Source organism: Pseudoalteromonas sp. MEBiC 03485, from assembly GCF_004195145.1.
Lineage (GTDB): Bacteria > Pseudomonadota > Gammaproteobacteria > Enterobacterales > Alteromonadaceae > Pseudoalteromonas > Pseudoalteromonas apostichopi.
Genome location: NZ_SGBT01000001.1, coordinates 967816 through 981102, shown reverse-complemented (window position 1 = coordinate 981102; position 13287 = coordinate 967816). Strand labels below are relative to the sequence as shown.

Below are 13287 nucleotides of genomic sequence, written 5' to 3'. Positions count from 1 at the left end.
CAAGATTATGTCCAACCCGCATCCACTATCAATGATTGTGCAGTCATCATACAGCTGTCATCTGCGGCCAAAAATAGCGCGGCATTCACTACATGGTCTGGTTGAATAGTTTCGTTAATACACTGACTTAAACGAACATCTTCAATCATTTCTGGGGTTAGCCAATGCGTAATCTGGCGCTCTGTCATCACCCAACCTGGTACCAGTGAGTTCACACGAATATTATCTTTACCATATGAAGCAGCTAATGAACGGGTTAAACCTTCAATACCCGCTTTTGCGGTTGTGTAGGCTGGCATGCCGGTCTGCTTAATACGCCAGCTTACCGACCCCATATTGATAATGCTACCACCGCCTAAACGCTGCATCTGCTCAACCACTGCTTGAGATGAAAAGAAACACGGGCGTAAGTTAACTGCAAACTTGTCTTCCCAATATTTCACATCCATATTCTCTGCAGCATGACGAGTGTCATCGGCTGCGTTATTAATTAACACACCAATATCACCTTGCTGCTGGCGAGTTTGCTCAATGGCCACTTTTAAAGCTTCAACATCACGTATATCACAATGGATAAATTGTGGGTCAAATTCATATTTACCAGCTAATTTTGCGCACAACGCATCGCTTTGCTCAGTTGCAATATCAACAAAGGTGACTTTCGCGCCCTGCTCGCAGAACCGCCTTACCATTACTTCACCAATTCCCGATGCACCGCCAGTAATAAACACACTCTTACCAGCAAGGCTTGGGTAAACTGTTTTTAGCTCGTTTGAATTTGGCATGATAACCTTATGTTTTAAAAGTCATTACAACGTAAAGAAGCGATACTTATTGAGCCGCTTCTTTATCAGCGATTTCTTTTTCAATAAACGCCATTGCTTCATCAATCATGTACGTCATCATGTTTTTAGCACGCTCAGGATCGCCGCTCGCAATTGCGTTATACACTTTAAAGTGCTCCTCAGCGATGGCCTTTTTATTGCCTTTAGCTGGCGTAGTATGCTGAATACTCACGTGCAGCGCTGTGCGAATAAAATCACGTAATTGGTAGAAAAAACGGTTACCACTGGCATGTAAAATTGCCGTGTGAAATGCAAGATCAGGCTCATGCATCACGCCTTCAGGCTCTTCTGCCGCAGCTTGCATTTTATCTAGTGCCATTTTAATTTCTGCAATTGCCGCTTGGTCGCCTTTTCTTGCTGCAAGTGCTGCTGCTTGAGGTTCGATAGCCAAGCGCACTTGTAAGAATTCTTTAAGTACGTAAAGTGAAGGGCTGCTTTCTAGTAACCATTTTAATACGCTTGTGTCGTATAAGTTCCAGTTCTCCGCCGATTCAACACGAATACCTTGTCGTGGACGAGAAGAAATCAGTCCTTTTGCAGCAAGCATTTTCACTGCTTCACGGACAGCTGTGCGGCTAATACCATACACTTCACATAGTTGTGCTTCAGTTGGTAGCCCCGTTTCAGTGTTATAATCACCAACAATAATTGCTTTACCGAGCTCATTGGTAACTTGTTGTGATAAGTTTAAATTTTCTAAACGCGCCATGTGTGTTCCTCAAAAGATCTGAGTAATATGATACATCTATAAAGCTATTCCGTCATCCTGCAAATAATCTATTAAAATCAATAGCAAACAAAAAACAACCTAATACAAGTGTCTAAAATTCACACAGTATAGTCACCATTTAGAACACAGACTGTCACCTTATTTTAACAAATCTCTTTCACTCGGCCTATTTATAATATAATATTTTTATTCAACAATTATAAAGCTAAACTCTCTTTTCAAAATTAGGTGGAACACACGATGGTCGAACTAAGTACCTTAGACTGGGCAGTGCTAGCAGGATTTTTTGTCCTGTTACTTGGCGTTGTCGTGATGTCTATGCGACAAAAAGAAGAAGACACCGCTGATTACTTTTTAGCGGGTCGTAATGCAAGTTGGTTAGTGATTGGTGCCTCTATTTTCGCATCAAACATTGGCTCAGAACATTTAGTGGGTCTTTCAGGTTCAGGTGCACAATCGGGTATGGCACTAGCTCACTGGGAGATGCAATCGTGGATCATTCTACTACTCGGTTGGATTTTCGTGCCTTTCTATTGGAGTAGTAAAGTCTACACCATGCCTGAATTCTTAGAGCGCCGCTTTAACTCTAAATCACGTACTTTCTTATCTGTAATCTCATTGATTAGCTATGTATTAACCAAGGTCGCAGTAACGGTTTATGCCGGCGGTATCGCATTTAAAACAATCTTAGGTATTGAGAGTATTTGGGGTATCGATTTCTTCTGGATCTCAGCCATTGGCCTTGTAGTGATCACGGGTATTTATACGGTGCTTGGTGGTATGAAAGCCATTATGTGGACCTCTGTGTTGCAAACTCCGGTGCTCATTATTGGCTCCTTAGTCATACTCGTTGTTGGTCTAGATAAAGTAGGTGGCTGGGCAGAAGTTGAGCGTATCAACGATGCTAATATGCATCTTATTCGTAGTGCTTCAGATGCTGAGTTCCCTTGGCCTGGCATTGTATTTGGTTCATTCATTATTGGTTTTTGGTATTGGTGTACCGACCAATACATCGTACAACGTGTTTTATCTGCAAAAGGCATTAAAGAAGCACGTCGCGGTACCATGTTCGCTGGTTACTTAAAATTACTTCCTGTATTTATCTTCTTAGTGCCGGGCATGATTGCATACGCATTGAATGTTAAAGGTATTATTAGCTATGACAGTGCTGACCAAGCATTCCCAACTCTCGTTGCTGAGCTATTACCAGCTGGTGTTAAGGGGATTGTAATTGGTGGTTTAGTAGCGGCTTTAATGAGCTCTTTAGCATCATTATTTAATTCGTCAGCGACCTTGTTCACGATTGATTTCTATAAAAAATTCAAACCTGAATCGAGTGAAAAGCATCTTCTTAAAGTAGGCCGTATTGCCACTATCGTTATTGTTATATTAGGCTTGCTGTGGATACCCGTCATGAGTTTAATAGCCGATGTGCTTTATGAATACTTGCAAAGTGTGCAGTCTCTTATTGCACCGGGAATTGCAGCAGTATTCTTACTAGGTTTATGCAGTAAACGCATCACTCCAACTGCTGGTTTTGTGGGTTTAGTATCAGGTTTTGTGCTTGGTATGATCCGCTTAGTGTTGCTGCCATTTAAAGATGATTTAGCAGGTTCATCATTTGCGTGGATCACCACGATGAACTGGTTATATTACTGTATTCTGCTATTTGTCGTGGTCGTTGCGATTATGATTGTGGTGAGTATTTTCACCAAGCAAGCAGACGAAGAACAATTGAAAGGTCTTACTTTCTCAAGCCTAGATAAAGCAACGATGAAAGAAGTAGCTGCTGGCTTAGATAAGTGGGATTACATTCATACCGCGGGTATTATTGGTATTACTGCCTTTATTTACTACCGCTTCTGGTAATCGTTCGTTCCCAAAGTTGTAGGGCGCCAATTGGCGCCCTTTTTTTAAAAATTTTTAATCGGCGAGTTCTGGTGAAAACACTGGAAAGCCGTTTTTATCCCACGTAATAATGCGTGCTCGCGCATGGCGATTTGGATCTGTAAGCGGTGTGCCTTTCAGCTCTTTATAATCACGACTGTGATAAATCACTAAATCGGTTACACCATCTTCAGCTTTTACAAAACTGTTGTGCCCAGGGCCAAAACGACCTAGCTCAACATTGGTGGTGAACACCGGCTCAGCCTTCTTATGCCAACTTGCAGGATCAAGTAAATCAGCATTCACATCTGCCCATAGCAAACCCATCGCATATCGATGATCGGTGGCACTGGCTGAATAAGTAACAAATATTTTATCGCCATGGGTAATAACTGCGGCACCTTCGTTAACCTTATAGCCTTGCACTTCCCAATCAAGGGTTGGCTCTGTAATCGTGATAATAGGCTCTTTAATTGATGTTGGTGAGTCCATTTCAGCTAACCATAAAGCTGAGTTATAGGTTGCAGGCTGGTTCTGCTGCGCCCAAATCATATAACGCTTACCCTTGTGCGTGAAACTTGTGGCATCAAGCGAAAAACTATCAAGGTGGCTGGTTACTTGCCCCATTTCTTGCCACTCACCTTGCATCGGGTTAGCACTGTCGTTTTTAAGCGCATACATACGAATACTGAACGGCTTTTCGATATCACCTGCGGCGAAGTAGATATACCAACTGCCATCAATCTGATGTAGCTCAGGGGCCCAAATATTGACACTCATTGGGCCTTTATCGCGCTTTTGCCAAATAACTTTCGGCTCTGCTAATTTTAAATCGTTTAAACGACAAGCTTGGCGCAGCTCAATTTCATCAAATTTCGGCGAACTACCAATAAACGTGTAACAACCACTTTTATCATCACGAACTAACCATGGATCAGCACGTTTGAGTACAATGGGGTTATCAATTGGCGCAAGAGTCTTGCTACTATTAGCATCAGCAAAGGCTGACAATGACGAGGCGCTTAACGCACTAACAAGCGTTAGCCGAGATATTTTTTTGAGCATAATGTGTCCTGTATTTCGTCTCGATTTTATTGTTAATATTGTATTACATATTATATAGTAGCTGAATGAACACAAGAGTTAAAACAACAAAAGGTATTCAAGCATGAGACTCGTAAGTAACGTGACACAAGCGATGAAGTGGCTTTCAACAGGGCTACTTTTTTCTGCCGCAGCCGTATCTGCAAAGCAAGTTGAAGTACACGATCCGGTCATGGCCAAAGAAGGTGACACGTATTATGTATTTAGCACAGGCCCTGGCATTACCTATTATGAATCGAAAGATTTAACCAACTGGAAACTCACAGGTCGCGTTTTTAAAGATGAGCCAAGTTGGGCAAAGCGTGTTTCCCCTAATTTCGGGGGCCACTTATGGGCACCCGATGTGTACGAGAAAAATGGTAAATTTTACCTTTATTATTCAGTCTCTGCATTTGGCAAAAATACCTCTGCAATTGGTGTAACGGTTAACGAAACCCTTGACCCATCCTCACCTGATTACAAGTGGATTGACTACGGTATTGTGGTTGAATCAGTGCCAGAGCGTGACGATTGGAACGCTATCGACCCTGCGATTATCGTAGATGACAAGGGTACACCGTGGATGAGCTTCGGTTCGTTTTGGGGGGGCTTAAAGCTAGTACAACTTGATGATGACATGGTTCGCTTAGCAAAGCCTGAAAAATGGCACCACATTGCGAGTCGTCCAAACACGGAGCATGGTCCGATTGAAGCACCTTATATCTTTAAAAAGAACGGCTATTACTACCTATTTGTATCATTTGATAAGTGCTGCCAAGGTGTAAAAAGTACTTACAATGTTCGCGTAGGTCGCAGCAAAAATGTTGAAGGCCCATATTTAGATAAGCAAGGTCGCTCAATGATTGATGGTGGTGGTAGCTTAGTTATTGAAGGTAACAAAGATTGGGCAGCCCTTGGTCACAATGCTGCATATACCTTTGATGGTAAAGACTATTTAGTATTACACGCCTACGAAACAGCAGATAATGGCGTGCAAAAGCTACGTATTTTACCTATGAGTTGGAAAAACGATTGGCCTGTTGTTAACCCAGCCGACCTAAATAAGCTTACAACCAAGCTTAAAAAGTAATTATTCAAACGTAAAAAACCTGCAAAATTGCAGGTTTTTTATTTACTTAAGTGACCTAGTTTGAGGTTCCAAGAAGGTACTATTAATTAAAATCAAGCAAAGTAATATCAACTAGCATGGGGCTTTGACAGCCTTGCTGATGCTTCTCGTCAATAAACGAGCTATACACATCACGTGCAAGGTGCGCAGGTATTAAAATCTCAAAGCGACTGCCTTTATTCATTAATTGCAGCGCCTCTTGTAAGCCCACTATCGCCTCTGCAATTTCGTACTCTACAGCAGCACCTTGCTTGCGAGTATCGAATAACACCCGACCATTTTTAAGTGTAACCCGTTGATGCACAACCACTGTGGCATCCCAACTAGGTTTATCCCCCTGACCTTGCTCAATTATTCGATAACCAAGCCCTGTGGGTGTGTGATAAAAACTGTGTTGCTCAGCGTTGTTATCTATAAGCGACGGTAAGATTTGCTCTTTAGCCGTCGCAAACACATTGTTGCTTAACATAGCCAACTCTTTATTGTGTATTGATTAAACGAATACCATAGATACCACCAGCAACAGAGTCTTTGTCGGCAGCAAAACGTAAGGTAAGCGTTTTCGACTTTTTCATTGCCTCTGTTAATGGGTAATCAATGGTGTAGAACTCATCAGTTGGCTTGCCTACGGGCAAACTGACTGCAGCTAATTGCTCACCATTTAAATTAATAGAGAAATGACGGTCCACATCGCCAATAAAATAGCGAACACGCAAAGCAACCGCTTTTTGTTCTGGGTTACTAAGCTGATACTCAAACCAACCTGTCGCATCGCGCCAGTGATGACCATTATTGACACCTGCACGGGTTCCTTCACCTTTAAAGTCGTGTTCAACTTCAGGTTGTTGCTCACCCGGCGTAATTTGATCAACGGTTAATAAACGAAGTTGCTCTTTCGCTTGTTCAACAGCTTTTGCATTGGCAACAAATTGCGTGAACTGAGCTTTGCTTTGCTGCGGCCAATACACTTGATAACGACTATCGTGTAAGCGGAAGAACGGAATTAGCTCAGTACTTTTGGTGTTATCGATACCTTGTTTAGCAATCGCCACATTTTTATCGGCGATAAATGCAAGCTCTTGGCTCGGTTTACGTGTGAGATCGGCAATAAATTTTTCAGGCTCACTCAGCATGATTGGCAGAGCCTCTGGCGGGCATGTTGGTCCTGCGGCTATGTGGCCCATGCGGCTATTGTCAGCAACAAAGTTAAGCTTTTCATTTGCAAAAGCGTGTACTTTAGTAGCCATTACAACAGGTCCGTACATCACAGAATAATAATGCTGACCATCAGGTAGCTGCTCAGTATAAAGCTTAGGGCTAAGTTCAAAAGCAAGCTTATCACCGCTTTGCCATGCATGGCTGATACTGTAATAACCGTCATTTTCGATTGCGCTTACAGCCTGTCCATTTAAAGTAAAGCTCAGCTCACCCTGTTGCCAAGACGGTTTACGAATATGAATTACCGACTCAGAGCTTTGCTCTTCAGACAAGCGATTCACAGTAAGTGAGACCTTGTTATCATCTGGGAATTGGCTGTCTTGCGTGATCTGTAAACCCTGCTGCTGCCAATTTAACGTGCTTGGAATAAACAAGTTTACCCATAACTCTTTACCGGTATTGCTATAAATCAGCTCACCATATTTGCTGTGATTTTCAATACCTGAGCCTACGCAACACCACATAGAATCTTGCACTGACGAATACATGCGGTAATGCCCAGGGCGCATTGAGGTAAAGTAAACAAGACCACCATGCTCTGGGTGTTGTGACGATAATATATGGTTATATGTGGCGCGCTCATAATAGTCTAAATAGCGCGTATCACCGGTTTTTAAGAACAATAATTTACTCAGTTTCATCATGTTGTAAGTGTTGCAGGTTTCTGGGCCTTCAACATCTTCAACCATTGGCGTGAAGTCACTTTTATCATGAAAATGCTCACGTACCGAGTTACCGCCAATAGATACTGAGCGCTCTTGGCTTACTGTTTTCCAGAAAAAGTCAGCACCTTGCTGCCATGCTTTATCATCGCTGGCATTAGCCACTTTCAACATACCAATAATTTTTGGTATTTGTGTATTGGCATGCAGGCCAGTTAACTTATCTTCTTTATGTAACAACGGTTCAATAATGATGTTATGAGAGAACTGTCGGGCTAGTTTTAAGTAGCGCTCATCGTCACTGATAAAATACATATCAGCAAAAACATCATTTAAGCCACCATGCTCTGAATACAGCATTTGTTGAACTTGCTCATCAGTTAGCTTAGCAGTGGTCGCTAAGAACCATTCGCCTAACTTAAATAGCATTTGTTTGGCTTTATCATTGCCTGCCACGTCGTATGCATCACGCAAGCCATGGAAAATTTTATCGATGTTATAAAGTGGTACCCAGCGGTCGTTTAAGCTGAATAAGTCGGCTTTGATTTCACCTCTTTCAATCTGCTGCCACATTTCATCGCCATTTGGGATACCGCCTAAGTAACCACCTGTGGCTTGTTGAGTGCGATCAAGCTCACTCAGCATATAATCTAAACGCTGCTTTAATTCTTCATCACCTGTGGCAGCCCACGCAAGGCTCAAGGCAGAAAGATAATGACCGCCAATATGACCATCAAGGCCTGTACTTTCCCAGTTGCCATAGTTTGGCGCTTTTGGCTCAAGGCCTGCTTCACGCAGATAAGGAGCAAGCAGCTGATCAGGATGAAGTGCTAATAAATAACGCACATTCGTTTGCTGTGCATGTAAAAATGGGCTGGCGCTTAAACTTACTTGGTTTAGGGCAAATAAATGTTGTTCGCTGGTATGTTCAGCATGCTCAACAGAAGCAGCTTGTTTACTGTCAGTTGGCATTTCACTGCAACCGCTCACAGTTAATATTGCAGCGCAAACGCTTGCCAAATAGCTAACTTTGAATGTGTTCATACTGTTGTCTCCCTGCGAATTGTTATTTTAAAGAGCAAAGCGCACACACTTTTTAAGTGTGTGCGTTTAAAGAGTAGTTATTTTGGTAGGCGTTTATGAATAACCATATCCGTATAGTACTCATCGGTTATTTTGTATTTTTTCAAGATCAGACCTAGCAAGGCGTGGAATACACCAGGAATGATAGTTAGCATCAGTGCTAAGCCCATTAGGGTAAATTCGGTTTGCTCAACGTTAGGCTTGTACTCAAAAAATGCCAGTAATAAACCACCCGCTAAGCCAGCTAAACCGCCCCCTGCTTTTTGGCAGAATGAAATACCACCAAACGATAGACCCGATGCACGGACGCCGTCTTTAATTTCACCGTAATCTACGGCTTCAGCAATAGCAGACCAGAACACAGGTGCATGTAAATCAACCACAAATGACAAGATGATATAAAGCACAAACGCCATCATTACATCGCCCGGTTGCACCACAAAGTACATTAGCAATGAGATGAATAGCACGGCAATTTGTGATTGACGGAATAGCTTCATTTTACAGTAACGCTGGGTGATCCACGTACTTGCCACCATTGAGACAATAGATGCTGCAATACCCGCACTCGTAAAGGCCCCCGCTAAATCTGGTACACCTAAATAATACGTTGCATAATACATAGCAACACTGCCACGGATCGCATAGCCAAGCGTACCAAGCACACATGCTGCACACAGTAGTAACCATTGGTCATTTTTAATAAGTACTTTTAATTGCGTAAGTACACCTTCGGTTTGTGGCTCATGAGTAATACGTTCGCGAGTAGTAAAGAAGCAAAACAAAAATAGTGCTACGGCACATGCCGATACCAATGCCATTGCCAGTTTATAACCATACGACAAGCTGCCATCACCCCAATATGAGGCAAGTAGCGGCACTGAAAATACGATTATTACATTAGCAATTTTAGCGAAGAACATACGGTAGCCGTTGGCTGACAAACGTTCTTTAGGATCAGCGGTTAATACACCAATGTAAGAAATATAAGGAATGGCAACACCGGTAAACATCAAGGTTGCAAACAGGTAAGTGGCATAAGCCCAAGCCAACTTCATGTTGTAGTCGAAATCAGGCGTAGTAAATAACAGTACGACCGACAAACCATATGGCACAGATAAAAATAAGAACCAGTGACGGAACTGACCCCAACGAGTTTTCACTTTGTCGGTGATCACTCCCATTAATGGATCGGTAAAGGCATCAACAAAACGCGCCACTAAAAACAACACCCCCATATCAACCGGATCAAGCCCGTAGATATCGGTGTAAAAGAAAGACATAAAATAGAATAACGCTGCAACCATGACATTCACTGCCATGTCACCGGCACCAAAGCCGACCTTTTCTACAACGGATAACTTTTGAGATTCCATACAACAACACCCTAATTGGTCAATAATGAGTCGCAACTCACTATTTCAAGCAATGTCGAAAACCATCAACATTGCGCATCAAATAAATTTACAGCCTTAGATATTACACAGCTTGGCCATAGCGTTCGTTATTTTTGTAAATTTAATGCTAATCTAATTAATAGTATTATCATACTTATTAAATCGCAACTCTTTTCGACCGATAGTTTGGTTTATAAAAACCAATAAAAAACCCCAGCAAAGCCGGGGTTTTGGGTCTATTTTAGAAATTTAGAAAGAATAACGTGCGCCAAGTGCAAACGTTCGTGAGTAGATACCATTACCAAAGTTAAATAGGTTGTCGTTACCTTCACCATAGTAGTTTTGATATACGTCATCTAGGATGTTCGTTGCATCAAAAGTAACCACTAAATCATCATTCACATTGTAGCTAAATTGGAAGTCTAAGCTTTGCTCAGGACGACTCCAAAACTGAATTGGATTAGCAAAGATTGCCGCTTCGTTACCTGTGTAGAACTCAGAACGCCACACATAAGATAAACGCATGTCGAATGAATCACGCTCGTAGATACCTACGATGCTGTACGATTCATCAGAAACACCGGCCATTTGCGAATCAACATAACCAGAGATTTCACCTAGCTCATTGAATTCAGGTGTATCCTGTTCTGAATCAAGCATCGTGTAGCTTGCTTGCACACCAAAACCGTTTAAGTAATCTGGTAAATTTTCAGGGAAGTAAACTAAACCAATTTCTAAACCAGACAACTCACCGTTTGAAGCATTCACTGGTGCGCTTAATACATATGGACGTGTTACGCCGTCATCACCTTCGCGCACAACTTGCTTACGACCCGCAACAACTAAGCCTTCAATTTCACGTTTAAAATAAGCAGCATAAAGTGAGCTTGTATCTGCGAAGTACCACTCAAGTGATACGTCGTAGTTCTTTGATTCTGTAGGTTTAAGCTCTGGGTTACCACCATTACCTGTACCGTATGTTGCACCTTCTGTTAGAGGATCGTACCAGTATTGCAGCGCGTTTAAGTCAGCAAAGTTAGGCATACGTAATGTTTCTGTGTACGCAACACGACCCACTACATCATCTGTGATGTTCCAGTTAAGCACAAAGCTTGGTAGTAATGCGCTGCTATCAGCACTTGCTGAGCTTTCTTCAAAAACGTTTGAGTTCATTCCGCCAGATTCAGCGACAAAGTCCATATCTTGCTCGTAGCTTACATAACGTAAGCCAAATTCACCGCTAATATCTTCCGTTAAGAAGAAGTTAGTTGTTGCATAAAGCGCGTATGAATTTTCTTCGATATCAAATGTTTTGTATACGTCCTCAGCTTCAATGCCATAAACACTACGAACAGCATCGCCGTTATCTAGCATGTATCCACCATCAGCAGTTATAAAGCTGTTGAATACGTCAGCGCGGCCATCGAAATAATCATCAACCTGGAATACAACGCCTGTACCATCGCCAGATGCACCCGCTGCTGCTAGCTGTTCAATAAAACTTGCTAAAGAAGTGTTAGCAATGCCAGCATCTTGACCACGTGTGTATTCTTGCGCTGTACGTTTTTCGTAACGACCACCAAACTTAACTTTATCGAAGATAGCGCCGCCAATAAGATATTCTGCATCAAATGTGAAGGTTAGTGCATCACCGGCATTACCGCCGCCATTGTCATAAATAGTGCCGGCATTCCAGTTTTCGATAGCAGCCATATCTGCTTCGTTTACCGCTGTATTTGGGTTATCCCAAAACGCGATACCTGGTACACCGTCTTTATCGTTAAAGTCAACGTCTAAGCCATAAGCTCTACGGTCAAAGCGCATTGCAAAAAAATCTGTTTCGTACTCACTGTCTTGGTAAACAACTTCAGTGTTGATGGTGAGATAATCGCTTGCTTGCCACTCGGCTCCTAGAGCATATAAGTAGCTATCTGTTTTACCGTATGAAAAATCGCCACTTTGGAAGCCACCTGCTCCAATTGCTTGCTTTTCTTTAATTACGTTAGTGCCATCAAACACGGTTGGCGTTTCAATAAAGCCGTTGCCGTTTTCAAAAGTATTTGAGAACCACATCGCATTTTGCGATTCGTTTTCGTAACCTGTATAGAAACCTTCTGCTGTAATTTCGAGGGTTTCATCTGGTGCCCACTGTAAAGATACAGACGCGGCAGGACGTTTACGAAGACCTGTGTATGAAGCACCAAAAATTGCATCACGCGCTAGTAAATATTCAGTTGGCTCACCATTTACATCTAAAGTAGAACCTGATGCAGTAGGTAGGCCTAACTCAGTACCTTGAGTCCAAAATTCATTCGGTATACGTGAATACGGCGAATAATTAGCCTGCGGTTTATCAGTAAAGAATGGAAATGCAGCGCCCGCAGTCATAGAATCATCGCGGTAATGTGTTTCAGCGTATGAAATATTAACTAACGCACCAAACTCACCAGCACCGTCGATTTCCCAACGGTTAGAGAGTAATGCACTGATATTTGGATCAACTTCATCGGGTTGATCAGAGTAAATCGCACGTGCCGCTAAAACAACTTTTTCACCTTCGAAGTTGAAAGGACGGTGAGTTTTAATATCAATCGCACCTGCGATACCACGTTCGATTTGATCCGCCGAACGGGTTTTATAAACTGTTACGCCTGAAAGTAAACTTGCAGGAATGTCTTGCAGTGCCACATCACGACCCGCACCTGTAAAGATAGCACGACCATTAACTGTGGTATTAACATCAGTAAGACCACGGATTGAAACCGCGCTTACTTCACCTGCACCACGGCCCGTTGTTTGTACACCTGTTACACGTTGTAGTGCTTCAACTACGTTGTTATCAGGGAACTTGCCAATATCTTCAGCAACAATTGCATCCACGATTTGAACGCTTGCACGTTTTTCATCTAGCGCTTTGTTTAAACTGCCGCGAATACCTGATACTTGAATGACTTCCATCTCATCGACGTTATTATCAGGAGTTTTTGGTGTTTCCTCCTGCGCAAAAGCAAATTGACAGGTAAATGCCATAACTACAGCACTGGCTATGTGTGTTCTTTTAAACATAAGCGGTGTTCTCCAAATTATAGTTATATCGGTCCGCTGAACTTTCCCCATTCAGTTACCGAAGAGTGACCACTGCATTGTGCATCGTGTGTTGTCAAAACGGTGCGCGAGTGTGTCTATATTTTTTATGTTAATACATTGCTGCCTGAACTTTAATCATATTGTATGATTATTTAACAGTCAACTC

9 protein-coding genes are annotated in these 13287 nt (G+C 42.3%); 2 read left to right on the top strand and 7 right to left on the bottom strand.

Going from position 1 to position 13287, the window contains the following annotated elements; translation table 11 throughout:
* Positions 1–5 precede the first annotated feature (5 nt).
* Both EVU92_RS04545 and EVU92_RS04540 read right to left on the bottom strand, forming a co-directional pair.
* A complete protein-coding gene (locus tag EVU92_RS04545) occupies positions 6–785 on the bottom strand; it encodes an SDR family oxidoreductase (RefSeq protein ID WP_130050186.1) in 780 nt (259 codons plus the stop codon).
* A 46-nt stretch (positions 786–831) separates the two neighbouring features.
* Positions 832–1554, bottom strand: coding sequence for a FadR/GntR family transcriptional regulator (locus EVU92_RS04540; protein ID WP_054552285.1), 723 nt, complete (start codon positions 1552–1554; stop codon positions 832–834).
* Positions 1555–1815: 261 nt separating this feature from the next.
* Here EVU92_RS04540 and EVU92_RS04535 point away from each other — a divergent pair, with 261 nt between their 5' ends.
* Positions 1816–3444 (top strand): sodium:solute symporter, encoded by a 1629-nt coding sequence (locus tag EVU92_RS04535; RefSeq protein WP_130050185.1) that lies wholly within the window; start codon positions 1816–1818, stop codon positions 3442–3444.
* 54 nt (positions 3445–3498) lie between these two features.
* Here the strand turns inward: EVU92_RS04535 and EVU92_RS04530 are convergent, their stop codons facing one another.
* The gene (locus EVU92_RS04530; protein WP_130050184.1) at positions 3499–4527 is read right to left on the bottom strand and encodes a family 43 glycosylhydrolase; all 1029 of its coding nucleotides are present in this window, start codon (positions 4525–4527) and stop codon (positions 3499–3501) included.
* 133 nt (positions 4528–4660) lie between these two features.
* Between EVU92_RS04530 and EVU92_RS04525 the strand changes: the two genes are divergently transcribed.
* Entirely contained in the window at positions 4661–5635 is a 975-nt protein-coding gene (locus EVU92_RS04525) for an arabinan endo-1,5-alpha-L-arabinosidase (RefSeq protein WP_240701330.1), read from the top strand.
* 82 nt (positions 5636–5717) lie between these two features.
* Here the strand turns inward: EVU92_RS04525 and EVU92_RS04520 are convergent, their stop codons facing one another.
* The 4 genes from EVU92_RS04520 to EVU92_RS04505 all read right to left on the bottom strand — a co-directional run bounded on the left by EVU92_RS04520 (position 5718) and on the right by EVU92_RS04505 (position 13100).
* Positions 5718–6143, bottom strand: coding sequence for an FKBP-type peptidyl-prolyl cis-trans isomerase (locus EVU92_RS04520; RefSeq protein WP_130050182.1), 426 nt, complete (start codon positions 6141–6143; stop codon positions 5718–5720).
* 10 nt (positions 6144–6153) lie between these two features.
* Positions 6154–8598: a glycoside hydrolase family 127 protein gene (locus EVU92_RS04515; RefSeq protein ID WP_130050181.1), complete on the bottom strand. Its 2445-nt coding sequence runs from the start codon at positions 8596–8598 to the stop codon at positions 6154–6156.
* A gap of 77 nt (positions 8599–8675) precedes the next feature.
* Positions 8676–10013, bottom strand: coding sequence for an MFS transporter (locus EVU92_RS04510; protein WP_130050180.1), 1338 nt, complete (start codon positions 10011–10013; stop codon positions 8676–8678).
* 270 nt (positions 10014–10283) lie between these two features.
* Positions 10284–13100: a TonB-dependent receptor gene (locus EVU92_RS04505; RefSeq protein ID WP_130050179.1), complete on the bottom strand. Its 2817-nt coding sequence runs from the start codon at positions 13098–13100 to the stop codon at positions 10284–10286.
* Positions 13101–13287 lie beyond the last annotated feature (187 nt).